The following is a 24180-nucleotide window of genomic DNA, read 5'->3' as shown; positions in this document are numbered from 1 at the left end:
CAGGCTTACAGAACGCTGTCCCGGCGCGGCCCCGTGCGCGCGCGCGACCATGAAACCCCGCGCCCGCCGGGCGAGGTCGTCTGGTTTCACCTTGGCCACATCAAGGATCATGCCGCCGTTCTCGACATCATCGACCGGCTGGTTGTCCATCGCACTGGGGTCAATGTTCTTCTGACCACAAGTCCGGGACGGTCCCATCCGAAAACCCGGATCGACGACCGCCCGGGCCTGATCACCGAGCAGGTGCCAGACGAGCACCCTCATGCCGTCGACGAATTCCTGGACCATTGGCGGCCCGATATGTGCCTTTGGCTTTGGGGCGGGCTGCGGCCCAATCTGGTGCATGAAACATCCCGGCGGAACATTCCGATGCACCTGATCGCCGCAGAGCCCGCCGGGTTCGACAGCCGCCGCGACCGCTGGCTTCCCGAACTGTCCCGGCAGGTTTTGCGCAGCTTCGTATCGGCAACGGCGGCCTCCAGCCCCGCGCTGGAACGGTTGGCGCGGTTGGGGTTGCCGCGCGAAAAGATGGAACTGCAGCCAAAGCTGCGTCCAACCGGGCGCGTGCTGCCCTGCCAATCCTCTGATCTGGACGAGATCACCCAGTATCTGGCCGGACGCCCCGTATGGCTGGCCGCGCAGACCCAGAAACAGGAATGGTCGCCGGTTCTGCGCGCTCACCGCGCCGCTTTGCGCAATGCACACCGCTTGCTGCTGGTTCTGGAACCGACCGAAAGCACCGACCTGGAAGAGTTGTGCGCCCTGATCGATCGCCACGGCCTGACACGCGGCATTTGGGGCAATGGGGAATGGCCCGACGAAACGGTGCAGGTTTTGATCGCCGACATCCCCGGCGAGCTTGGCTTGTGGTACCGGTTGGCGACGGTGTCCTTCCTTGGCAGCTCACTCGGTGCCGGTCAGGCGGGGATCGACCCGTTCGAGGCTGCCGCCTTGGGTACGGCGATCCTGTATGGACCGAATGTGGGCAGCCGCCTGAACAGCTACACGTTGCTCGCGAATGCGGGTGCGGCGCGCATCGTCAATGACGCGGACTCGCTCGCCACTGCCGTGCACCGGCTGGTCGCGCCCGATCAGGCGGCGGTGATGGCCCATGCGGGCTGGGACGTGACCAGCCAAGGCGCAGAGGTGGTGGACGGCGTCGTGGACCTGATCCAAAACGGGTTGGACGACCGCGCCGCAACCAAGGAACACCCGTGAGAGAGCCTGCCTTCTGGTCCGACCCGTCTGATATCCGCAGCCGCCTGCTTGCCCCGATTGGCGCGCTCTATGCCCGTGCCACGGCGCGGCGTTTGGCGGGCGGCGCGAAAGAGCGGCTGGATATCCCTGTCATCTGTGTCGGCAACATCAACGCGGGCGGGACCGGCAAAACCCCCGTCACCATCGCGTTGGCCGAACGGCTGCGCGATCTCGGTCACCGACCGCATGTGGTCTCGCGCGGATATGGCGGCACGCTGACCGGTCCGGTGCATGTCGATCCAGCCCGGCACAAAGCCAGCGAGGTCGGGGATGAACCGCTGTTGATCTCCGCCTTCGCAGATGTCTGGGTCGCAAAGGACCGTGGTGCAGGCGGGCGGGCCGCACAAGAGGCCGGGGCGAGCGTGATCGTGCTGGATGACGGGTTCCAAAACCCCGCATTGGAACAGGATCTGAAAATCGTCGTCGTCGACGCGCAGCGCGGCTTCGGGAATGGCCGCTGCATCCCCGCCGGGCCATTGCGCGAACCCTTGGCGACCGGCCTCGCGCGGGCGGACGCCCTTGTGACGGTGGGCGATGCTACGGTGCAACGCCAGTTCGACACCCCGCTGCCAGCCGATTTGCCACGCCTCGCGGCAGAGTTGAAACCGCTTCAGACCGGGATGGACTGGACCGGGCAGCCATGGCTTGCCTTTGCGGGCATCGGCCACCCGGAGAAATTCTTCAACACGCTACGCAAGCTCGGCGCGACTCTTGCCTTGACCGTCCCGCTGGACGACCATGAACCGCTCACGCCCGGCTTGCTGACACGCCTTGAAAGGGATGCCCTGGCGGCAGGTGCACAGCTTGTCACAACGGAAAAGGATGCAGCCCGCCTGCCCCGTGCTTGGCGCGGTAAGGTCCTGACCCTGCCGGTACGGCTGCATTTCGATGACGAAGACCAGATGAAAGCGCTTCTGGCACAATTCCCTGCCCCCTGATCCCGATACAAGATCCGTATGAAGGAAGGTGGGGGAGTTTGAGGGGGCTCGCCCCCTCAAAGCCTGCGTGGCTTGAACGCAAATAGGTCCGATGCGCGCCGGGGCGCGCACCGCAAGATCACGGCCGGTGCGCGCAGATTACAGCGCGTCTTCGATGACCTCGGCCAGATCGTCATATGCCATGTTGGAATAGGTCTTGCCGTCGATCACAAGCGAGGGCGTGGACTCGATCCCATGCGTTTCGGCGTTCTGCTGATACCATGCGACGAGGGTTTGCAGCTTCTCGCCGTCGCGCAGGCACGCATCAAGTTGCTCACCATCGACACCAGCGATCCGCCCGATCTTGCTGAGTTCTTCGACAATATCCGCCGGCGCGCCCGCGCGCACCCATTCGGACTGTCCTTCAAAGATCATGTCCGTGATGCCAAAGAATTTCTCCGGCCCGGCACAGCGCGCCACGGCAGATGCCCACAGCCCGTAGCGATCGAAATAGACCTCGCGGAAGATGAACTTCACCTTGCCGGTATCCACGTAATCCGCCTTCAACTGCTTGAGCTGGTTCGCATGGAACGACGCACAATGCGGGCAGGTGTAACTGGCATATTCGATGATGGTCACCGGCGCATCGGGATCGCCCATCACCATGTCTTCGATGGTGGAAATGTCGATTTCCGCCTCTTGCGCATGGGCCGCGCCGACAAGGCCGCCAGAGAACGGAGTCGATGCGATCGAGCCGGAGTTCGATCCCTGACCGTTCAGAAACCATGCTCCTCCCGCGAGGGCCAGAGACGCCAGGGCGATAACCTTAAGTCGAGACATACGCTATCCTTTTAGCTTGTCGATTTAGAGATGATGTTCGTGCCGAGCCGTTCAAGCGCCTGCCGCAGCCCCGGATCGGACACTGGGGCAACCTGTTCAGTCACGGCTTTGCGCGCCTCGGGTGGCAGCGGCGCGGGGTCTTTTGCCTTGGCCCGCGGGGTAAAGGCCACCTGGCCCTCCGCAAACCCGGTCGGCGCAGTTTGGGTGATCCGCACCCGTGCGATGGCGTTGTAGCCATATACGGAATTGACCCGCTCGCGCAGTTGTTCCTTTTGCATTTCCAGCATCGGCGCTTGTGCCCCGGTGGTCAGCAGCACCAAGGTCGCGCCAAAGCCGCCCCGGCCATAGCTGACCTCGACCGGGCGGGAAATTGCGGCGGCATCCGGGCCGGCGATTTCCTCCCAATGGGTCAGAAGACGCGATTGCGCAAATCCACGCGACGCGCTCGCATCCCGAATACGCCCACGCAACAGCGCGCCCGTCTGGGTAAAGCCGAATTTTCGGGGCGACCCACCTTTGGGTCTGGACGTTGACATTTCGCGCGCTCTCATTTGCAACAGGCCGGAGTTTACGACGGGACGCCGACCGGCACCAGACACACCACCGCGATGGAGACATAAAACTTGCGTGAGACTGCGGCCCAAGACCTGCTGGACTGGTATGATACGCATGCCCGCACGATGCCGTGGCGGGTGCCGCCTGCCGATCGCAAGGCGGGTGTCGCCCCGGACCCCTATCATATCTGGCTGTCCGAAGTGATGCTCCAGCAAACCACCGTCGCAGCGGTGACGGAGTATTTCCGCAAATTCGTCGCCCGCTGGCCCACCGTCGCCGATCTGGCTGCGGCGGAGGATGCCGATGTCATGGCCGCTTGGGCGGGCCTTGGTTATTATGCCCGTGCGCGCAACCTGCTGAAATGCGCCCGAACCGTAGCATCGGAATATGGCGGGCAGTTTCCGCGCACCCGCGCCGGGTTGGAAAAGCTGCCCGGCATCGGCCCTTATACCTCTGCCGCGATCTCCGCGATTGCCTTCGACCAGCCAGAAACCGTCGTGGATGGCAATGTCGAACGGGTCATGGCGCGCCTCCATGACGAACATACACCGCTGCCTGCCGCAAAGCCGATCCTGACCCAGCAGGCCGAGGCCCTGACGCCGCAGCACCGTCCCGGAGATTACGCGCAAGCCGTGATGGATCTTGGCGCGACGATCTGCACCCCGCGCAATCCCGCTTGCGGCCTGTGCCCGTGGCGCACGCCCTGCACCGCACGGCAGGCGGGTACGGCACCGGAGTTACCAAAGAAAACGCCCAAGAAGGCCAAACCGGTCCGGCGCGGTATTGCCTATGTGGGACGCCGCGCGGATGGCGCGTGGCTGCTGGAAACACGGCCCGACTCCGGGCTTTTGGGCGGGATGCTGGGCTGGCCCGGCTCCGACTGGTCCGAGGCCCCCGCCCCGCCCCCCGCGCCGCCTGTCGATACCGATTGGCACCCGCTTGAAGGCGAGGTGCGCCATACCTTCACGCATTTCCATCTGATTCTGGCGATCCAGACCGCTTGGCTGCCGCAGGACGCCGCCCCATCCGCTGGTGGTTTCGTGCCCAGCGCAGAATTCCGCCCTGCCGATCTGCCCACGGTCATGCGCAAAGTGTTCGATCTGGCCCAAACATCGCTGCGTTAGGATTTGCTGCACAGCGCCCTGATACGCTATCACCAAGCGCAGCACCTGAATCGAGGACGAACATGCCGCCTCAAACCATATCCCCCGCAGAACTTTCGGATTGGCGCCGCGCCGTGCCGTTCTTTTTGGCCTACGCGCTGGCACCGCTAGCGTGGATTTCAGCGATCTACGGGGGCTGGACCGTGCTTTTGGTGCCCTTGGTCGCGTGGTACGCCTTTGCCGCGCTGGATTATGTCGTCGGCCTGAACAAAGACAACGCCGACCCAAACGCAACCGACGCGGACCTGACGCTGTACCGGATGGTCACGCTTTTTTGGACACCGGTGCAGGCTGCGTTGCTGCTGTCGCTTCTGTGGTACGTCCCGCAGGCGGAACATCTGTCCACGCTCGAACGCATCCTCGTGTTCTTTGGTGTTGGCGTCGTCACCGGGACGGTCGGAATCAACTTCAGCCACGAATTGATGCATCAGACCAACAAGCTGGAACGCTGGATGGCGGATATCCTGCTGTCCATGGTGCTGTATTCGCATTTCCGGTCAGAGCATTTGCTGGTTCATCACCGCTATGTCGGCACCCCACGCGATGCGGTGACCGCGCGCTATAATGAAGGGTTCCACCGCTTTTATCCAAGGGTCCTGCGTGAGAGCCTGACCTCTGCCTTCCGCGCCGAAGCGCACAGGCTGGAAAAGACCGGGAAGCGCTGGACCGATGCCGCAAACCCGTTCTGGCGGTATTGGGCGCTGCAGGCCACCTTTGTCGTGCTGGCACTGCTGCTGGGCGGATGGTCGGGGCTGGCGCTGTTCCTTGTGCAGGCCGGGACCGCGATCTGGCAGCTTGAACTGGTCAATTACGTCGAACATTACGGGCTGACGCGCAAACATCTGGGCGACGGGAAGTACGAACATGTACGCCCGCATCACAGCTGGAACGCCGCGCATCGTGTTTCGAACTGGTTGCTGATCAATCTCCAACGGCACTCGGATCACCACTACAAACCGGACCGGCGGTTCCCCGTCTTGCAGAATTATTCCAACTCCGAAGCGCCGCAATTGCCCTTCGGGTATCCGATAATGACCATCGCCGCGATGATCCCGCCGCTGTGGCGCCGCGTGATGAACCCGCGCGTGCGCGCGTGGCGCGACCGGTTTTACCCGGAGATTACCGATTGGACGCCCTATAATACCGGCCAAACACCCCTGCCCCGATAAAGCTTTCTTAAGACGCCTGTCGTAAGGTTTGCCGCACGGATGCGACGGATCGAACGGGGTATCTATGGGCAATGCTGCTATCGCTTACGAACATGTCAGGCTTCCAAAATGCCTGTTGGTCGAAGATTCCGACTTTGACCGGCGCAGAATCTCGCGGGTTCTCGACCGTGGCCGTCGCGTCGATCTGAACAGCGTCCCCAGCCTGTCGCAAGCACGGTATTTCCTGGCACGTGACCGGTTCGACGTGATCCTGCTGGACAATGCACTGCCGGACGGGCTGGGCGTCGATTTTGCGCTGGAACTGCGCCAAGATGCCCGCCACGCCGCCGTACCCATCGTGATGGTCAGCGATTATCCGACGCCATTTATCTACGACAAGGCGATGGCGGCAAAGATCAACATCGTGGTGTCGAAAGACGATTTCCAACCCAAACATCTGCGCGATGCGCTCAAGCAAGCGGGCGCGCGCAGCAGCGCGCGGATGTAATCCGGCCAGACCAGGTGGCGGCAGACCCAAGCGGCTTTCAACGAAAAAAGCCCCGCCAATGAAGGCGGGGCAAGGTGTAGTGCCTGTTGGATAGGTAGGCCCTGGCAGGCCGCAGGCACCGGCGGTTTTCGTGAAATTATTGTTCGCGCATCTCGGCGCGAATTTGTTGGCGCAGCACGTCGATTGGCACGGTTTTGCCATCGCGTTTGAAGCACCAATAGGTCCAACCGTTGCACGATGGCGCGCCTTCCAGCGCGGCCCCGACCTGATGGATAGACCCTTTGACATCGTCGCCGATCAGCGTGCCGTCGGCCCGCACCTTGGCCTTGTGCCGTTGGTTCATGGAGAAAAGCTCTTCGCCCGGGCGCAACATCCCGCGTTCGACCAACTGGCCGAAGGGAACGCGCGGCTCCGACCGTTTGGAGACGCTGACACTCAGCGCTTCGCGGTCGAACTTGCGCACCTTCGCAATCCGCGCCGCCGCTACCGTACGATAGCTTTCTTCGCGCTCGATCCCGATGAACTCGCGGCCCAGCATCTTGGCCACCGCGCCCGTTGTGCCCGTGCCGAAGAACGGGTCAAGCACGACGTCACCGGGATTGGTGGACCCCACCAGAACGCGGTGCAGCAGGCTTTCCGGTTTCTGCGTCGGATGCGCCTTGTCACCTTTGGAATCCTTCAGCCGTTCGTGCCCGTTGCAGATCGGCAGAACCCAGTCAGAGCGCATCTGGATGCCCTCGTTCAAGGCTTTCAACGCTTCGTAGTTGAAGGTGTATTTACTGTCCTCGGACTTGCCCGCCCAGATCATCGTCTCATGCGCATTCGTAAGGCGCTTGCCCCGGAAGTTCGGCATCGGGTTCGACTTGCGCCAGACCACGTCGTTCAGAATCCAGAACCCTTCGTTCTGCAGCGCCGCGCCGACACGGAAGATATTGTGGTAAGATCCGATCACCCAGATCGCCCCGTTGGGCTTGAGCAGCCGACGCGCGGCTTTCAGCCAGGCTGCGGTGAATTCGTCATATGCGCGGAAGCTGGAAAACTGGTCCCAGTGGTCATCCACAGCGTCAACACGGCTGTTATCGGGCCGGTGCAGATCGCCTTTTAGCTGAAGGTTATAGGGCGGATCCGCAAAAATCAGATCCACCGATGCCGCAGGCAGACTGTTCATCACATCGATGCAGTCACCCGCAATAATCTGGTTCAAAGGCAGCGCCTCAGCGCCCTTCACATGTTTCGTCATCTCTGCCTCGTGATCGGCACATGTTGTGCTCGTTTGTTGGCTCCAAGATGATTCAGCGGCGATTCCCGGTCAAATTCTTTTTTGAATCCAATTGGTTAAGTTTTGCCTTGATACAAGATATTGTGGACGGGCTTGAAGGAGCGTCTATGATGTGGGCTTGCACCAAGATCCTGAAGCGCCGTCATGTGGCTTTTTGATCCATAGCCCATGTTGGTCTCCCATCCGTAGCCCGGATGCTGTTGCGCCAAATCCACCATGATTTGGTCGCGCCTCACTTTTGCCACAATTGAGGCCGCCGCAATCGACAATGATTTGCCGTCGCCCTTGATGACCGGTGTCGCGGGCAGGGTCAGCCCGCGCGGCAGCAGGTTACCGTCGATCAGCACATGGCCGGGTGTGGTTGCCAGCCCTTCGATCGCGCGCAGCATCGCAAGGTGGGACGCGCGCAGGATGTTGATTTCGTCGATCTCCTCGACGCTGGCCTCCCCGATAGAGACAATGGCCCGCGCCAGAATCTTAGGCAGCAGCGCATCGCGCCGCTTAGCTGTTAGCGCCTTGGAATCGTTCAGCCCCTCTGGAATGTCTGTCGGATCAAGGATGACTGCCGCCGCCAGAACAGGCCCGGCCAAGGGACCGCGCCCGACCTCATCCACTCCGGCGACGATGCCGCCGATCTGTGTCTCCAAGCTGTAATCCGGCATTGCCTCTTTCGGTCCCCTGAAACGCTGATTGCCTGACCCATCGCAAATCTACTGCGTAGATACCACCGTCCCGACGGAGCGCGACGGTTTGCCGGTCGCCTTGCCGCCCCCACATGCAGGCCGCCCGAACGAAAAAGGCGCGGCGCTCCCCCAGAGAGACTGCCGCGCCTGCCGGGCTTTTTGACGGGCCGGGTCTGGACGCATCGCACCCTGCCCGGCCCCGATCACCCCTGGCCTGCTTTACTCGTTACACACCTGCCTATACCGCCAGAGGGTGTTGTTCAGTTGTGACGTTTGACGCGGCGCGGCAGCGGGCGCGGCTCGACACGGTGGCTATGTGCCTGCGGGCGGTGGATCGTGTCGCGATGCACATGCGGGCCATTGTGGCGATGCACATGTGCACCACTGTGCCGATGCACATGTGGGCGTTTCTTCGGGTGGACATACGGCTTGACCACACGGTGACCGTGGCCGCGCGTCGACACGTCGGGCTTGTCCCGGCGGTTATCCGCGATGATCGCGCCCACAACTGCAAGCCCCAGCAAAGCGGCCAGCGCGCGTTCCGTGTCGCGATCCCCGGCCTGCGCCCCCTGCGGTGCAAGCGCCGTGATCGCCAGGGCCAAGGCCGCGACGCCCGTGATGAGTTTCCGATGCAATGTATAAGCCATGGTTCCGGCTCCTTTCGCCTGATCTTCCAGATGGCACCGAACCGAAGCCCGGCGGTGATGCGGTCAAACTGGCTGCCCCCCGCCCAGACAGGCAATATCGCCCCCTTGATATTGGATAACAGCCGCCGCAACCACTTGTGGATATTGAATGACGCGGGCTGCACAGGCATTGTCACGCCCATGACACGCATTCTTCTTTCCGGGCTATTCGCCCTACTGACAGGGTTTGGCGCGACGGCTGCATCGGCCGAGTGCTATGCCGATTACAAGGCGAAGCAGGGCTCGCCCCTGCGGCTGCACTACGGCGTGGCCGAACTGCGCGGGGAATGCTCCGTCGCGTCGGCGCGCGCCCAATTGAACAAACGCCTTGCCCGTCAGGGCTGGACGCTTCTTAACGTCGTGTCGGTCTTTGGACCGGAAGGCTTGCAATCGAGGAAGGCTGATGCCGGATCCTACTACCTCCGCTTCTGAGACCCGGCGTTTCGTCGCCATCGGGATCGGGGCGATTGTCGCCCTGCTGCTGGTCGTCGCCGTGTTGCTGTTTCTGACCCTGCCCGACGCCAATGCGTTCAACGCACGGGTCGAACGGATTTTCATGGAGAACGACCTGACGACGCAGGCCGAGATCAAGCTGCTGGAAATCCTCGCCCAGTCCGGCACCGCGTTTTCGGACACGCTGGTCAGTTACCGGGTGGTGATCTTCATCCTGCTGGTCTTTGGCACCGCAATGCTGATCGCAGCGCTGGTCTTTTTGCTGATGCTGGTCGCGCTGAACCGGCGGATGGCGCAGGTCGAACGCTCTGGCATTCAGGTGTCGTCGCTGCTGATCTCGCGCGAGGAGAACACCGTCTATCTCAACAACATGGAATTCAAGCTGACCGAAGCTGCGATGGAAACCATGTCCGTGCTGGCCGAGGCGCGGATGGATGATGACGTGGTCACAGGCGTAGAGCTTGAGGCGCTGATCACCGGGCGGGACGCTTCCGATTGCGAGGAAGCCGCCGGGGCGACCCGGATCAAAAGGCTGCGTGACGGGCTTGGCAACCAGATCGTCAGCGCGCTTCTGGTCAAGAATATCGCGCGGCGCGGCTATATGCTTGCGGTCGAAAAAGACGTGATAAAGGTGCTTTGACGCCTCTGGCATTCGCCGCGCCCGCGATGCAATGTGCCCCTGACACAGCAGTTGGAGGACCTGTCATGCCCGCACCAATCAACCCGTTCAAAGCGGCCCTGAAAGAAGGCCGCGTCGTCTATGGCTGCTGGATGGGGCTGGCCGCGCATAACGCGGCAGAGATCGTGGGCACCGCCGGTTTTGACTGGCTGGTGATCGACAACGAACACTCGCCCAACGATCTGCGCTCCACCCGCGACTCGCTCATGGCGCTGAAAGGCTCTGACAGTCACGCCGTTGTGCGTGTGCCCGTGGGCGAGCCGTGGATCATAAAACAGATGCTCGACGCCGGGGCGCAGACAATCATCGTCCCCATGGTCGAAAGCGCCGAACAGGCCGAGATGCTGGTCAAGGCCATGCGCTACCCGCCCCATGGCATTCGCGGTGTCGGCTATTCGATGACCCGGTCCAGCATGTTTTCGCAAATCGCCGATTACGGGACCACTGCCGATGATCAGGTCTGCCTGATTGTTCAGGTGGAAAACCGGGCCGGGCTCGCCGCGCTGGACGACATTCTGGCGGTGGACGGGATTGATGGCGTATTCATTGGCCCGGCCGATCTGGGGGCTGATCTGGGCTTCATGGGCGATCTGATGAACCCGCAGGTCGTCAGTGTCATCATCGATGCAATTGCGCGCATCGCCGCTTCGGACAAGGCCGCCGGTATCCTGACCACGAATGAAGAGATGATTGAAAAAGCCCGCGACGCTGGCGCGCAGTTCATCGCCGTCGGGCTGGATGTGCTTATCCTTGCCGGGGCGGTCCGGGAGCTTGCGGCAAAGTACAAAGCCTGACCGCGCCTACCTTCACCTCTGATTAATCAAACCGCCTAGAGCGGGCCGTCCAAGGCAATGGTCGCGGCCCGCGCGCGCTATTCCTTGGGCAGGTTGATATCCCAGCGGGCGGATTAGGGCGCAATCGTATTAACTTTGAGGCAACATTGTGGCTGCTCTCGCCTTCGCAAAAAATTAGTGTTGATTTTAAGCAAAGGCCGCAGGTTTGGCGTTTGCAGTAACCAGTACTTTATTTTGGGGGGCGACGATGCATCCGACCGGCAAGAAAGACGCGTTCGAAACTCTTGGCATTTCACCTGACAGCGATCAGGCAACGATCGAAGCGACCTTTCGTGCGCTGATCCGGTCCTACCGGCCCGAGATGGCGCGCGAAGATCACGCGGCGGCGATGGCCCTGCTGAACCGGATCGATGCGGCTTTCGACCTGTTGCAGACGAAGCCCTCTAGCCAGCAACGCGATGCGCTGCGGCGCACGATTGCATCGACCGCGCAACAAGCGGTGGCAAAAGCCCACGCCGCGCCGCAAACTCATCCGGCGCCGCGTTCGACGCCGCACACCAAGGCCCGGCGCGCCCCTTCGACCGCAAAACCACGGCGCACCGAGCCAGAGGTGACGCGCATCGCCCGGCGCCCGCAAAACAGCATCTTTTCCAACGCCTTGCGCGCCATGTCACCGGACGCACGCAGCGATGTGGTCATCTACGTCTGACCGCTGCAACCGGCTTGACGCGTTTTTCTGTACGATTGAACTGGCCCTGCCCGCCCAAATCGGGTATCCGCCGCTCGGTTTGAACAAGGACAAGGACCGATGGGCTACAAAGTCGTCGTCGCCGGCGCCACGGGCAACGTGGGCCGCGAAATGCTGAACATCCTGGCCGAGCGCCAGTTCCCCGTGGATGAGATTGCCGTGCTTGCGTCGCGAAAATCTCTCGGCACAGAGGTGTCGTTTGGCGACAAGACGCTGAAGACAAAGGACCTCGACACGTTCGACTTCACGGGCTGGGACATGGCGCTGTTCGCCATCGGTTCCTCCGCGACCAAGGAATACGCTCCCAAAGCCGCCGCTGCGGGTTGCGTCGTGATCGATAACTCCTCGCTCTATCGCTATGATCCGGACATCCCGCTGATCGTACCGGAAGTGAACGCGGACGCGATTCACGGCTATTCCAAGAAGAACATCATCGCGAACCCGAACTGTTCCACCGCGCAGATGGTCGTGGCGCTCAAGCCGCTGCATGACCGCGCGAAGATCAAGCGCGTGGTTGTGTCGACCTACCAGTCGGTATCCGGCGCGGGCAAGGATGGCATGGATGAGCTTTGGGATCAGACCAAGGCCGTCTACAACCCGGTGACCGAGGTGGAACCAAAGAAATTCACCAAGGAAATCGCTTTCAACGTGATTCCGCATATCGACGTCTTCATGGAAGATGGCTCCACCAAGGAAGAGTGGAAGATGGTGGCCGAGACGAAGAAAATCGTCGACCCCAAGATCAAGGTCACCGCGACCTGCGTGCGGGTGCCGGTTTTTGTTGGCCACTCCGAAGCGATCAACCTTGAGTTCGAAGACTTCCTTGATGAGGACGAGGCCCGCGACATCCTGCGCGAAAGCCCCGGCATCATGGTGATCGACAAGCGCGAAGACGGTGGCTACGTCACGCCGAAGGAATGTGTCGGCGATTTCGCGACCTTCATCAGCCGCATCCGTCAGGACAGCACCATCGACAACGGTCTGAACCTGTGGTGCGTGTCCGACAACCTGCGCAAAGGTGCCGCTTTGAACGCGGTCCAGATCGCGGAACTGCTGGGACGCGAGGTTTTGCAGAAAGGCTGATCTTTGCCGACTGCACGATTTCTAAGGGGGCGCTGCACGAAGCGCCCCTTTTTCTTTGCCCGCCGCTCAGGCAATCTGGTCTCAACCTGAACTGGAGTGCTTTTCATGCGTGCCGTTGCGCTTTCCCTTGCCCTGTTTCCCCTGCCTGTGTTGGCGGATACCTTCACCGTGCCAAGCCGCGCGACCGAAGCGGTGATCTTCCCCCAAGGGGGCCTGATCACCCACGAAGTCACCGTGACCTTGCCCGCGGGCACGCACACGCTGAACTTCGACAGCCTTCCGCAGATTAACACCGATGCCGCGAACTACTTCGTCGATGCGCCGGGGATGGAGCTTGGGCCAATCCGGTTCCGCCGGGACAACACGCCGCCCAGAACCGCGCCCGACTCGCCAGAAATCACCGCCGCAAGGGACGCCGTGCGCGCCGCCGAACGCGCCATTCGCGAGGTCAAGGACGCGGCCGAGGCAGAAGAACTGACCGCACAAGCCGCCGAGGCCCGTATCGCCTTTCTCGCCGCTTTGGGGGCCAGCGATGCCCTGCCGCAAGATGCAACGAGCCTGGCCGAAATCGCGCAAATGATCGCGACGCAGACGCTGGCTGCCAAGCAAACCGCGCAAGCCGCCCGGATTGCCGCGCGCGTCGAACGTGAAAAGCTGGACGCGCTGAAGGACGATCTGACCCGCGCGCAACAGGCGTTGGCCGCGCTTGTGCCAGAGCGCGAAGACCGCGTGTTCCTTGCCGTTGATGTCACCGTGAGTGAGGACATGACCGATGTTCCGGTCCGCCTAACCTTTAGCGCGAATGCCTATTGGCGGCCCGCTTATGATTTGCATTTGTCATGGGCCGATGATGCGACGCTGACCGTGGATCGCGGTGCATGGGTGGTGCAGAATACAGGCGAGAACTGGGAAAACGTGGCCCTGACCCTGTCGACCCAGAATATCGGGCAGACCGATCCGGGCAAGGTCTGGCCGTGGCTGCGCCGCCTGCATGACGGGCAGATTGCGCGGGGGTTGAGCACCGCCAAGATGGCCGATGCCGCCGCGCCCCGCATGGAAGAGCTCGCTGTGACGGCAGAGGCCGCGCCCTCCTACAGCACGCAAGGTCTGGCGCTGGTGTATGCCTTTGAGACGCCGGTATCGCTGGCAAGCGGTGCGGATGATGTGCGGATGCCATTCGACAGCCTCGACTTCGCGGCGGAGATCTTTGCCCGTGCCGCGCCGCTGACCGACGACACGGCCTTTGTCATGGCGAAATTTACCAATACCAGCGATCAGCCCCTGTTGCCGACCGGGCAGGCGCGGCGCTTTTTCGATGGCGGTTTCGTCGGTGCCAACGGCTTTGACACCATCGCGCCGGGACAAGAGGCGGAACTGGGGTTCGGCCCGATCACCGGCCTGACCTTGGATCGAACGGTTCTGCGCCGTAACGAGGGCGACCGGGGGATCATCACCCGATCCAATGAAAGCTCTGAAGAGGTGCGGATCGACATCGCCAACCTGACGGAGCGCGCATGGTCCGTGGAGTTGATCGACCGCATCCCCTATTCCGAGCAGGAAGACCTCGTGATCGACTTCACAGCGCAGCCCAAGCCTGACGTAACGGACCGCGAAGATGATCGCGGCGTGCTGCAATGGACGCTGGATATGGCCCCGGGCGCGGCGACCTCTGTCACCACCAGATGGACGATGAAATGGCCCGAGGGCCAGATCGTTCAGTAATCGCGCGAGCCACCAGATCGCGCCAGACCGTGCCACAGGCTGAATGCCGCGTGGCACGGTTCGGTCATCAGACCGGCTGGAATTCGTCAGCGGGCGGAGAGTAGAACTCCAATTCGCCCGCGCCCATGTTCAACCAAAGCCCATGCAGGCTGAGTTGACCGGATTCGACCCGCTCCGCCACGAAGGGGAAGGTCACAAGATTTTCCATCGACGCCAGAACCGACAGCTTTTCAAAGGCTTGGGCCTGTTCATCGGGGTCGGAGATCGCCTCCACCTCCGGGAATTTCGGCGCAAGAATATCCATCCAGCGCCCGACAAAGCTGTCTTTGCGCTGCAGATCGGGGGCGTCACCTTTGCACATATCGATGCAACCCTGCACGCCGCCACATTTGCTGTGGCCCAGCACGATCAGGTGCGAAACCTTCAGAACCGTCACCGCATATTCGATCGCGGCAGAGGTGCCGTGGTTGCCGCTATCGGGTTCGAATGGCGGCACGAGGTTGGCGATATTGCGGTGAATGAAGAACTCACCTTGGTCGGCGCCAAATATGGACGTGACATGAACACGGCTATCGCAGCAGGAAATCACCATCGCGCGCGGGCGTTGGCCCTCTGTGGCCAGACGTTCATACCAAGAGCTGTTCTCGGCATAAGTCGTGGCTTTCCAACCGTGATAGCGTTGCTGCAAATAGGCGGGTAGGGGCTTTAATCTGTGCATGTCCACTCCATTCGTTCCGCTCGAATTATAGAACTTTTGAGCAGAATTCGAGTGAAAAGTCCGAACTGGTGCAACGATTTGAGAACACTTCTCGCGCATGTTCCGATCGGTGGGAAACGATAGTGTAGTGGTGAAAAAGTGACTTCGATCAGACAACTCATACAGGATGAACCGGCCAGCCTCGATCACGATCAGCTGGGCGCATTGTATACGCAGCTTGGCGCGCTTGGCGCTGAAGACGTCGTGCGCCGCGCCATGGAAGAGTTGGCCCTGCGGTTAAGCCATGCGGAACGTCAGTACCGTCAAAATGATCTTGCGGAGCTGCGCAAAGGCGTGCGGTCCCTCGTGGCGATTGCAGAACAGATCGGCATGCAGAAAGTGGCACTTGTCGCGGCGGATGTGCGCAAAACGATCGACCAGAACGATGACGTTGCCATCGCGGCGACCTTGGCGCGTCTTTTGCGTGTGGGCGAACGGTCACTGACCGCGATCTGGGATTTGCAGGACCAAGTTTGATCGCGGCGGCTTTCCGATTGACGGCTTTCCGAATATCGCCCCCGGCCAACCGGCACCGGGGTGCGCGTATTTCGATTCCGTTCCCTGCACGATCGCTTTAAGGTTTCGGGCAACACCTGTTCATCAAAGGTTGCCCGATGCCCCTGACCTTCTCCAAACCGGACCCCGCCGCAATTCCGCTGCACCTGATCGCCTCGGATCAGCTGGATGATGCCCTCGCCGCGCTGCCGGACACAGCCCGCACATGGGCGCAAACACAGTCCTTCAAGGCTGGACATGGCGAACTTCTGACCGTCCCCGCGCCCGATGGCACATGCGGCCTTGCGATGGTCGGCCTTGGCTCTGCGCAGGACCGGGCGCGCACCCGCTTCCCCCTCGCCGCAGCGCGCCGGGCTTTACCGGACGCCACCTTCGACCTTGTCAGCGACCTGCCGGAGGATGCTCTCGCCGCAGAATATCTTGGCTGGCTTCTGGCGGGCTACAGCTTTTCGCGCTACCGGACATCGCCTGCGCCCAAGGCCCGGCTGCTTGCGCCCCAAGACCCGGCCCTCGCCCACCGGCTGGAGGTCATCGCCACGGGGGAGGCATTGACCCGCGACCTGATCAACACCCCGGCCGAAGATATGGGCCCCGCAGACCTTGCCGACGCGGCCAAGGCGCTCGCAGACCAGATGAGTGCCAAGATCGAAATCACCGAAGGCGAGGCCCTGCTCGACAAGAACTTCCCCATGATCCACACCGTCGGGCGCGCGGCCGACCGTGCCCCCCGGCTGATCGACATGCGCTGGGGGGAAAGCGGCCCGCAACTCACGCTTGTTGGCAAAGGTGTGTGCTTCGACACTGGCGGACTCAACCTCAAGCCCGGCGCGTCGATGGGATTGATGAAAAAGGACATGGGCGGCGCAGCGACCGTACTGGGCCTTGCGCATATGATCATGGCGCTCCAGCTTCCATTGCGCCTGCGCGTCCTGATCCCCGCTGTCGAAAACGCCGTGGCGGGTAATGCGTTTCGCCCCGGCGACATCCTGACATCCCGCAAAGGTCTGACGGTCGAGATCAATAACACCGACGCCGAAGGACGGCTGGTCCTTGCCGACGCCCTCGCCCTCGCGGATGAGGACACGCCCGATCTGGTGGTTTCCATGGCCACGCTCACCGGCGCGGCCCGCGTCGCCGTCGGCCCCGACCTCGCCCCCTTCTACACGGACTCGGACACACATGCCGAAAGCCTGAGCCGCGCAGCCGGCAAAACCGCCGATCCGGTCTGGCGCATGCCCTTCCACGCCCCGTACGAGAAAATGATCGAACCGGGCATCGCGGATCTCGACAACGCACCCTCTGGCGGTTTTGCCGGCTCCATCACTGCCGCGCTGTTTCTGCGCCGCTTCGTCGACAACGCGCCCTATATGCATTTCGACATCTACGGGTGGAACCCCACCGCCGCACCGGGTCGCCCGAAAGGCGGCGTCGGCATGGGGGCGCGGGCGCTGCTCGACGCGCTGCCAGACATGCTGGACCTATGACGGACCCGCGCGTCACCCCCGCAAATGACCGGGTCGCGCATGTGTCCCTGCAAGGCATCATCCAGGCGCCCAGCTATGTCGCAGGCACCCCGCAACTCGTCAGCGCCATCGTCACCGACCTTTGCCGCACGCCAAATGGGCCGCGGGACCGCCAACTGTTGCGCGGCGAAACCTTCCACGCGCTCGACAAACAAGATGGTTGGGTCTTCGGTCAGGCAAAGCGCGACCAATATGTCGGCTGGATCGAAGAGGCGGCATTCGTCCCGGCGCTGCCCGCCCCCACGCACAGAATCTGCGTCGCGCGGACCTACGCGAAAACGACCAGTGGCCTCAAAACCCAAGGCAGGGTCACCCCACTCCCCTTCGGCAGCCGCGTTACGGTCATAGGCCAAAGCGATCAGTGGTCCGAAATCACATGGTCCACCGGCACCCTGTCCTCAAACCGCTTTGTACCCAGCCAACATCTTGCCCCCGTGCCGTCTCCGGAAACGGACCCGGCAGCCGTCGCCGAACGGCTGATCGGAACACCTTACCTCTGGGGCGGAAATTCCAGCTTCGGTATCGATTGTTCTGGCCTCGTCCAAGCTGCCCTTCTGGCCTGCGACATCCCCTGCCCCGGCGACAGCGACCAACAAGCCGCAGCTTTCGCAGAGATCCCCCAGGGTAACCTCGCCCGCGGCGATCTGGTCTTCTGGAAGGGCCATGTGGGGATGATGCTGGACGGCACCCGCCTCATCCACGCCAATGCCCACCACATGTCCGTGACGATTGAGCCGCTCGCACAGGCGATCGCACGGATCAGCCAAAAAGAATTCGGCGACATGACCGGCTGCGCGCGCCCACGACCTTCATTGTTCTGAAAATACTCAATGGCACGCGGTGGCCAGGCTCAACGCCCGAAGTTCATTCCACCGCCCGGATCAACTTGCGCTCCAGCACCCGCAACACCGATTTCAGGTCGTGCCCGCGTCGCAAGATCCGGCCATCCATGCCAACAACCGCATACATTCCCTGCTTGCCGCGCAGCTTCGGTCGCTTCTCGATCCTGTAGATCGGCGTCTCCGCCGTCCTGCGAAACACGGAAAAAACCGCAACGTCCTTCAAGGACGAAATCCCGTAATCGCGCCACTCGCCCGCCGCGACCATGCGGCCATAAAGTGACAGGATCGGCCCAAGCTCGGTTCGGTGAAAGGCAACCACCGGGTTTTGAAACTCCCCGCCGGTGCCTGTCGGTACTTGCATGTTCATAGCTCAAGACTTGCGCCAATTTTCCGACATGGCAAGCATTGAAAACGGGCCCACGTGAACGGGATTGTCGGAATCGCGGCGATACGTTACGAATATCATCAGGGGCGAGGAGGAATGAAACACAATGACACCACAGGAGCGCGCAGAGCGGTCAGCCGCCACCATGCTGGGCAATGATCCGGCCAGCCAAGGCTTGGGGATGCAGATCGAAGCCATTGCACCGGGCCGGGCCACGTTGTCGATGATCGTGCGCCCCGACATGGTCAATGGTCACGCGATTGCCCATGGGGGCTTCATCTTCACCCTTGCAGACAGCGCCTTCGCTTTCGCCTGCAACACCTACAACAAGGTGACCGTCGCGCAGCAAAACCAGATCACCTATGTCAGTCCCGGCCGCGCGGGAGAGCGCCTGACGGCAGAGGCGGTCGAAGTCACCCTGACCGGCAGATCCGGCACATATGACGTCACGGTTCGCGGAGAGGACGGACGCACCGTGGCCCTGATGCGCGGCTTGTCCCGCACGATAAAGGGTCAGACGTTTCCTGAGGAGGAGGAACAATCATGAAGGATCTCACACCGCCCAAAGACAGCCTCGGCCCGATCGAAATCGCCTCGCGCGACGAAATCGCCGGGCTGCAACTGCAGCGGATGAAATGGTCATTGGCGCATGCCTATGAAAACGTACCGCATTACCGAGCTTCCTTCGACGCGGCCGGGGTCCATCCGGACGATCTGACCTCGCTGGACGATCTGGCGAAATTCCCTTTCACGGTGAAACAGGATTTGCGCGACAATTACCCCTTCGGCATGTTTGCCGTTCCGCGCGAACAGGTGGCGCGGATTCATGCCTCTTCCGGGACGACCGGACAGCCGACGGTCGTTGGCTATACGCAGAATGATCTGGAAATGTGGGGAAGCGTCGTGGCACGCAGTCTGCGCGCGGCGGGTCTGCGTTCGGGCGATCTGCTCCATAACGCTTATGGCTACGGCCTGTTTACCGGCGGGCTGGGCATCCATCTGGGCTCTGACGCGTTGGGGCTATGCACCGTGCCGATCTCTGGCGGGATGACCCCGCGACAGGTCCGCCTGATCAACGACTTCAAGCCCAAGGGCATCACCGTCACACCATCCTACGCGCTGTCGATCCTGGATGAATTCGCGCGCGAGGGGATCGACCCGCGCGATACTTCGCTGGAGGTCGGTATCTTCGGCGCAGAGCCGTGGACCAACGCGATGCGCAAGGAGATCGAGCAAGCCTTCGACATGCACGCGGTCGATATCTATGGCCTGTCCGAAGTGGTCGGCCCCGGTGTGTCGATGGAATGCGTGGAAACCAAGGACGGGCTGCACATCTGGGAAGATTATTTCTATCCCGAAATCATCGACCCGGACACAGGCGCTGTCTTGCCCGACGGCGAGTTGGGCGAACTGGTCTTCACATCGCTGGCGAAAGAAGCGTTTCCGATCATCCGCTACCGCACGCGCGATCTGACCCGGCTGCTGCCCGGCACCGCACGGTCCATGCGGCGGATGGAAAAGGTTACAGGCCGCAGCGACGACATGATGATCCTGCGCGGCGTCAACGTGTTCCCGACACAGATCGAAGAATGCCTGATGCAGGTGGCCGGCCTCGCACCGCATTTCCAGATCGAACTGAGCAAACCAGACCGGATGGATGTGATGCAGGTGCTATGCGAGGTGGCCGATGCCAGCGTCGACAGCACGCATAAAGGCCGGGAATTGGCCGCGCTGGTCAAACAGACGGTCGGTATCTCCGTGCAGGTGGAGGTACGAGAGATCGGCGGCGTCGCACGTTCCGAAGGCAAGGCCGTGCGGATCGTGGACAACCGGCCCAAGGGGTGACCCACGCCGTTTGCGCGGGTCGGGTCAGGCGGTTTCCAGACAGTGGCGGCGAAACGCGCGTTTGAGCATATCAAGCTCGGCGCGCAACAGGTCGATTTCGGCCCGAATATCGTCGCCCAGCGCCTCGCCCGCGATCAGGGTAAAGTCCCAGATCTGCTCCCCATCGACCTTGTCCACGACGACAAAGGTCTGCACCCCGTCGGCAATCGCATCCGCCGGGATGGGAAACTGTACCAGCCAGCCATCCTCGACCTCTTCGACGGTGACGAGCGGCACGGGCTTATCCAGATGCAGCACCTCGATCTGCGGCACGCCAGTCGCATGGGTCAGCACACCGCGCCACACGCCTTGCTGAATTTTCGTGGTCGCAACCTGCAAATTGCTCATCAGTCGCTCTCCTCACATGGACGCGCGGGGGCGCCGGGCAAATGTCACATCGCGCAAAATCACCTGGTTCATTTCCGGCCCCTCGAAAATCAGATCGACCCACGCTTTCTCGACACGCCGTTCATTCAGGTTGGTATAGGCAAGGTCGAACTCCACCTCGACATGAGCGTCGGTCAGCGGCAGCTCGCGCACGACCTGTTCGGTATTCGGGCCGTGCTTGATGTTCAGACGGGCGAAAATCTCGATCGGCTGTTCCATCTCCACAATGGTGGTGAGCCGGATAAGATGGCTTTTGCGCAGCCCGACGACCGCCTCTTCCGGCAGGTCAATCACCATCGACAGGTAAGACCCGTCAAAGCGGAACACGTCCATCCGCAGGCCATAGGGCGCAAGGTCTTCTTCGCGCAGGTTGCGCAACTGGCGCAGGGTCACCTCGGAAAAGGCGCAGTCGTGGAACATGGTCACTTCCTTGCCCAAGGTCGCCTTGTTCTGAACCGAGCTGATCCCCGGAATTGGCAATGGTCCGCGCCAGAGTTCGGGGCGCCATCCCCAATCCGCGTTATAGGGGCGAGGAAAGTTGTTGGAGCCGACAGCAGGAAGCGCCAGACGCTCCTCCGCTTTGTAGATCAGGCTTTCCAGATGCACCCGAAGCGCACGGGCGCGCTGCCGCTGCTGACGCAACACATCAAGATCGGTCCGGGTCGCTTGCCGCGCTGCACGGGCCCATCGCCGCATCGTGCGCTGGAAAAACACCGTGTCGAGCAATCCGCCGCCTTCTTGTCCCATCGCTGTCGTTGCCCATTCTGGTCTGCTCATCGCCTTATCACGGCGAGTGGTTTCAATCTAATAAACCACGCAGCAACCCGCCAAGCCCTTTTCGAGTTTCAGGTGCACCGGTGGCCGTGTTTCCCGCCAGATCAGAGGCCAGCGAGGCATCATGCGACCGCATCGCCAGCGACGACAGCACCTGCTGCCCCTGTGCCCCGGCAATCACGCCGCCCGGCGGGGCATAGGCCGCCATGGACATCATGTGACTGCCGATGCGGATCACGCCGCGCCAATGGGCCGGGTCCGCGCCATCCGGCACGTCGCCGCGCAGATGAGCCAGCGCCACATCGCCGTCTTGCCGCATCTCCACGATCTCGCCCTGCCCTTGGACCAGCGCGGTCAGCACATGCGCCGCAACATCGTCGTCAGCAGCAGGCGCAACCGCGACAGAGATCATGCCCAGCGCCGCATCCTGCGCACCACCCCGACCGCCAAGGCTGTCACAGCGCGCAAGAACGGTGAAATCCCGGCTATGGACGCGCTTGTCGAGACAGAAGCCATTCGGCGGCACGATGGCGATCTCGCCCCGCGCCATCTTCGCGCTGCGCAACGCATGGTTCTTGCGCGCACCGTCGGGCGTTTCCTGCTGCTCTATCGGTTCAAATAACGAAAACCCACCATCACTACTGTCCGCCGAACAGGCGGACAGGCCTACCGTTACTACAAGCGTGACGATGGACCTCTTACAGGTCCATGTACTCATGTTTCTCTGCCTTGCCCCCGGGATGCGTGACCGCGCCCTTGTAAGTCTCGCCCACCAGTTTCGCGAATTTCCACAGCGCGCCAGAGGCATAGATCGTCTCGCGCGGGCCGTCCCACGCCGCTTTACGCTCGTCCAGCTCGTCCTGCGTCAGATCAACGGACAATTCGCCGCTGATGGCGTCGATGGTGATGATATCGCCATCTTGCAGCAGCGCAATCGGACCGCCGTGATAGGCTTCGGGGCCGACATGGCCGACACAGAAGCCGCGCGTCGCGCCAGAGAACCGGCCATCGGTGATCAACGCGACCTTTTTGCCCATGCCCTGACCGGACAGCGCCGCGGTCGTGGCGAGCATCTCGCGCATACCGGGGCCGCCTGCCGGGCCTTCGTTGCGGATGACGATCACTTCGCCTTCCTTGTAGGCGCGGTTTTGCACGGCTTCAAAGGCGTCCTGCTCGCACTCGAAAACGCGGGCCGGGCCGACAAAACGCTGATGCTGCGCTTCGATCCCGGCAACCTTCACGATAGCGCCTTCCGGGGCCAGATTGCCCTTCAGCCCGACAACGCCGCCGGTCTTGGTGATCGGGGTCGAAACGGGATGGATCACCTTGCCATCCGCTTCCAGTGCGATCTTATCCAGTTCCTCGCCGATGGAATACCCGGTCGCGGTCATGCAGTCTTCGTGGATCAGACCCGCCTTGCGCAGTTCTTTCATCACCACATAGACGCCGCCGACCTCGTAAAGGTCTTTCGCAACGTATTGGCCGCCGGGCTTCAGATCGACGAAGTAAGGCGTGTCGCGGAAGATGTCGCAGACGTCCTCAAGGAAGAATTCGATCCCCGCCTCATGCGCCATCGCAGGCAGGTGCAGACCGGCATTGGTCGACCCACCGGTACAGGCAACCACACGCGCCGCGTTTTCCAGCGACTTCTGCGTGACAACGTCACGGGCCCGGATATTCTTTTCGATCAGGTTCATGACCGCAGCGCCGGAGGCCTCGGCATATTGGTCACGGCTTTCATAAGGCGCAGGCGCACCAGAGGAGTTCGGCAGCGCCAAACCAATCGCTTCGGACACACAGGCCATGGTGTTCGCTGTGAACTGACCGCCACAAGCCCCTGCCGACGGGCAGGCGACGCGTTCCAGCACATCCAGAGCAACGTCCGACATCTGGCCATTCTGGTGACGCCCGACCGCTTCGAACATGTCTTGCACCGTCAGATCGCGGTTCGCGAAATCGGCGGGCACTTCGGGGTTGTTCGGCGCTTTGCCCGGCAGGATCGATCCGCCGTATAGGAACACGGACGGCACGTTGAGACGGATCATCGCCATCATCATGCCCGGCAGCGATTTGTCGCAGCCCGCAAGGCCCACCAGCGCGTCATAGCAATGGCCGCGCATGGTCAGTTCCACCGTGTCGGCAATCGCCTCACGCGACGCGAGAGAAGACCGCATGCCCTCATGGCCCATCGCGATCCCGTCGGTGACAGTGATCGTCGTGAATTCCCGCGGTGTGCCGAAAGCCGATTTCACGCCCATCTTCACTGCCTGTGCCTGACGGTTCAGCGCGATGTTGCAAGGCGCGGCCTCGTTCCAGCAAGTCGCAACGCCGACCAGAGGTTGGTGAATTTCGTCCTCGGTCATTCCCATCGCGTAATAGTAGGACCGATGCGGTGCGCGTGCCGGTCCTTCGGTCACGTGACGGCTGGGCAGCTTGGACTTGTCGAACTGTTTCTTCAGCATCTGGCTGGGCCTCCCGGAATAGCTTTAAGTCCGAATATCGGAGGGCATGGAGCCTCGCAAGGGATAACGCTGCCGAAAAAGCCGCAACGCCGCGCGCTTGTAATCGCTTGGTGGCAACCCTACCCTTATGGTCCA

Annotated in this window: 27 protein-coding genes; 16 read left to right on the top strand and 11 right to left on the bottom strand. The window is 61.9% G+C overall.

Annotated elements, in window-relative coordinates; genetic code table 11:
* The first annotated feature begins 33 nt into the window (after positions 1-33).
* The gene (locus tag E4Z66_RS06570) at positions 34-1218 is read left to right on the top strand and encodes a 3-deoxy-D-manno-octulosonic acid transferase (RefSeq protein ID WP_246035916.1); all 1185 of its coding nucleotides are present in this window, start codon (positions 34-36) and stop codon (positions 1216-1218) included.
* The gene (gene lpxK / locus E4Z66_RS06565) at positions 1215-2195 is read left to right on the top strand and encodes a tetraacyldisaccharide 4'-kinase (RefSeq protein WP_136462209.1); all 981 of its coding nucleotides are present in this window, start codon (positions 1215-1217) and stop codon (positions 2193-2195) included. Before E4Z66_RS06570 ends, lpxK begins: the two co-directional genes overlap by 4 nt.
* Positions 2196-2333: 138 nt before the next feature.
* On the opposite strand, the gene E4Z66_RS06560 is transcribed toward lpxK, so the two are convergent.
* Both E4Z66_RS06560 and E4Z66_RS06555 read right to left on the bottom strand, forming a co-directional pair.
* On the bottom strand, positions 2334-3014 hold the full coding sequence (locus tag E4Z66_RS06560; RefSeq protein WP_136462208.1) for a DsbA family protein: 681 nt from the start codon (positions 3012-3014) through the stop codon (positions 2334-2336).
* A gap of 11 nt (positions 3015-3025) precedes the next feature.
* Positions 3026-3550 (bottom strand): DUF721 domain-containing protein, encoded by a 525-nt coding sequence (locus E4Z66_RS06555; RefSeq protein WP_136462207.1) that lies wholly within the window; start codon positions 3548-3550, stop codon positions 3026-3028.
* Between the two features lie 87 nt (positions 3551-3637).
* Between E4Z66_RS06555 and mutY the strand changes: the two genes are divergently transcribed.
* From mutY to E4Z66_RS06540, 3 genes are all read left to right on the top strand, one after another.
* Entirely contained in the window at positions 3638-4693 is a 1056-nt protein-coding gene (gene mutY, locus E4Z66_RS06550; protein WP_136462205.1) for an A/G-specific adenine glycosylase, read from the top strand.
* Between the two features lie 62 nt (positions 4694-4755).
* The gene (locus tag E4Z66_RS06545; RefSeq protein WP_136462203.1) at positions 4756-5901 is read left to right on the top strand and encodes an alkane 1-monooxygenase; all 1146 of its coding nucleotides are present in this window, start codon (positions 4756-4758) and stop codon (positions 5899-5901) included.
* Positions 5902-5965: 64 nt separating this feature from the next.
* Positions 5966-6388 (top strand): response regulator, encoded by a 423-nt coding sequence (locus tag E4Z66_RS06540; protein WP_136462201.1) that lies wholly within the window; start codon positions 5966-5968, stop codon positions 6386-6388.
* Between the two features lie 136 nt (positions 6389-6524).
* Here the strand turns inward: E4Z66_RS06540 and E4Z66_RS06535 are convergent, their stop codons facing one another.
* The 3 genes from E4Z66_RS06535 to E4Z66_RS06525 all read right to left on the bottom strand — a co-directional run bounded on the left by E4Z66_RS06535 (position 6525) and on the right by E4Z66_RS06525 (position 8997).
* Positions 6525-7628, bottom strand: coding sequence for a site-specific DNA-methyltransferase (locus tag E4Z66_RS06535; protein ID WP_136462200.1), 1104 nt, complete (start codon positions 7626-7628; stop codon positions 6525-6527).
* 95 nt (positions 7629-7723) lie between these two features.
* The gene (locus E4Z66_RS06530; protein WP_136462198.1) at positions 7724-8329 is read right to left on the bottom strand and encodes a ribonuclease HII; all 606 of its coding nucleotides are present in this window, start codon (positions 8327-8329) and stop codon (positions 7724-7726) included.
* A gap of 281 nt (positions 8330-8610) precedes the next feature.
* Positions 8611-8997, bottom strand: a complete 387-nt coding sequence (locus E4Z66_RS06525) for a hypothetical protein (protein WP_136462197.1) — start codon at positions 8995-8997, stop codon at positions 8611-8613.
* A 180-nt stretch (positions 8998-9177) separates the two neighbouring features.
* Between E4Z66_RS06525 and E4Z66_RS06520 the strand changes: the two genes are divergently transcribed.
* From E4Z66_RS06520 to E4Z66_RS06495, 6 genes are all read left to right on the top strand, one after another.
* Positions 9178-9468 carry a hypothetical protein gene (locus E4Z66_RS06520; protein WP_136462195.1) on the top strand — a complete coding sequence of 97 codons (291 nt, stop codon included), beginning with the start codon at positions 9178-9180 and terminating at the stop codon, positions 9466-9468.
* Positions 9440-10129 (top strand): winged helix-turn-helix domain-containing protein, encoded by a 690-nt coding sequence (locus E4Z66_RS06515; RefSeq protein WP_136462194.1) that lies wholly within the window; start codon positions 9440-9442, stop codon positions 10127-10129. The genes E4Z66_RS06520 and E4Z66_RS06515 overlap by 29 nt, the downstream gene beginning before the upstream one ends.
* Positions 10130-10194: 65 nt before the next feature.
* A complete protein-coding gene (locus E4Z66_RS06510; protein ID WP_136462192.1) occupies positions 10195-10962 on the top strand; it encodes an HpcH/HpaI aldolase family protein in 768 nt (255 codons plus the stop codon).
* A 247-nt stretch (positions 10963-11209) separates the two neighbouring features.
* Entirely contained in the window at positions 11210-11671 is a 462-nt protein-coding gene (locus E4Z66_RS06505) for a hypothetical protein (RefSeq protein ID WP_136462191.1), read from the top strand.
* Between the two features lie 99 nt (positions 11672-11770).
* The gene (locus E4Z66_RS06500; protein ID WP_136462189.1) at positions 11771-12793 is read left to right on the top strand and encodes an aspartate-semialdehyde dehydrogenase; all 1023 of its coding nucleotides are present in this window, start codon (positions 11771-11773) and stop codon (positions 12791-12793) included.
* 105 nt (positions 12794-12898) lie between these two features.
* Positions 12899-14515 (top strand): DUF4139 domain-containing protein, encoded by a 1617-nt coding sequence (locus E4Z66_RS06495; protein ID WP_136462188.1) that lies wholly within the window; start codon positions 12899-12901, stop codon positions 14513-14515.
* 67 nt (positions 14516-14582) lie between these two features.
* On the opposite strand, the gene E4Z66_RS06490 is transcribed toward E4Z66_RS06495, so the two are convergent.
* Complete coding sequence (locus E4Z66_RS06490) at positions 14583-15233, bottom strand: carbonic anhydrase (protein ID WP_136462187.1); 651 nt, start codon at positions 15231-15233, stop codon at positions 14583-14585.
* A 138-nt stretch (positions 15234-15371) separates the two neighbouring features.
* Here E4Z66_RS06490 and E4Z66_RS06485 point away from each other — a divergent pair, with 138 nt between their 5' ends.
* From E4Z66_RS06485 to E4Z66_RS06475, 3 genes are all read left to right on the top strand, one after another.
* The gene (locus E4Z66_RS06485; RefSeq protein ID WP_246035915.1) at positions 15372-15749 is read left to right on the top strand and encodes a hypothetical protein; all 378 of its coding nucleotides are present in this window, start codon (positions 15372-15374) and stop codon (positions 15747-15749) included.
* 137 nt (positions 15750-15886) lie between these two features.
* On the top strand, positions 15887-17272 hold the full coding sequence (locus tag E4Z66_RS06480) for a leucyl aminopeptidase family protein (RefSeq protein ID WP_136462186.1): 1386 nt from the start codon (positions 15887-15889) through the stop codon (positions 17270-17272).
* Positions 17269-18132 carry a C40 family peptidase gene (locus E4Z66_RS06475; protein WP_136462184.1) on the top strand — a complete coding sequence of 288 codons (864 nt, stop codon included), beginning with the start codon at positions 17269-17271 and terminating at the stop codon, positions 18130-18132. The genes E4Z66_RS06480 and E4Z66_RS06475 overlap by 4 nt, the downstream gene beginning before the upstream one ends.
* Positions 18133-18175: 43 nt before the next feature.
* On the opposite strand, the gene E4Z66_RS06470 is transcribed toward E4Z66_RS06475, so the two are convergent.
* Positions 18176-18520, bottom strand: coding sequence for a DUF2794 domain-containing protein (locus E4Z66_RS06470; protein ID WP_136462183.1), 345 nt, complete (start codon positions 18518-18520; stop codon positions 18176-18178).
* Between the two features lie 124 nt (positions 18521-18644).
* Between E4Z66_RS06470 and paaI the strand changes: the two genes are divergently transcribed.
* Entirely contained in the window at positions 18645-19085 is a 441-nt protein-coding gene (paaI, locus tag E4Z66_RS06465; protein ID WP_136462182.1) for a hydroxyphenylacetyl-CoA thioesterase PaaI, read from the top strand.
* Entirely contained in the window at positions 19082-20383 is a 1302-nt protein-coding gene (paaK, locus tag E4Z66_RS06460) for a phenylacetate--CoA ligase PaaK (protein WP_136462180.1), read from the top strand. The genes paaI and paaK overlap by 4 nt, the downstream gene beginning before the upstream one ends.
* 24 nt (positions 20384-20407) lie before the next feature.
* On the opposite strand, the gene E4Z66_RS06455 is transcribed toward paaK, so the two are convergent.
* From E4Z66_RS06455 to ilvD, 4 genes are read right to left on the bottom strand one after another with little or no spacing between them, the layout of a single operon-like run.
* Positions 20408-20770, bottom strand: coding sequence for a hypothetical protein (locus E4Z66_RS06455; RefSeq protein WP_136462179.1), 363 nt, complete (start codon positions 20768-20770; stop codon positions 20408-20410).
* Positions 20771-20782: 12 nt separating this feature from the next.
* Positions 20783-21556, bottom strand: a complete 774-nt coding sequence (locus tag E4Z66_RS06450) for a DUF6478 family protein (RefSeq protein WP_136463042.1) — start codon at positions 21554-21556, stop codon at positions 20783-20785.
* Positions 21557-21608: 52 nt separating this feature from the next.
* Positions 21609-22301 (bottom strand): hypothetical protein, encoded by a 693-nt coding sequence (locus E4Z66_RS06445; protein ID WP_136462177.1) that lies wholly within the window; start codon positions 22299-22301, stop codon positions 21609-21611.
* A complete protein-coding gene (gene ilvD, locus E4Z66_RS06440; protein WP_136462176.1) occupies positions 22282-24045 on the bottom strand; it encodes a dihydroxy-acid dehydratase in 1764 nt (587 codons plus the stop codon). The genes E4Z66_RS06445 and ilvD overlap by 20 nt, the downstream gene beginning before the upstream one ends.
* Positions 24046-24180: the final 135 nt, after the last annotated feature.

Source organism: Aliishimia ponticola (assembly GCF_004803475.1).
GTDB classification, from domain to species: Bacteria; Pseudomonadota; Alphaproteobacteria; order Rhodobacterales; family Rhodobacteraceae; genus Aliishimia; species Aliishimia ponticola.
The sequence above is the reverse complement of the archived record's forward strand: the minus strand, read 5'-3'. Positions and strand labels throughout refer to the sequence as shown.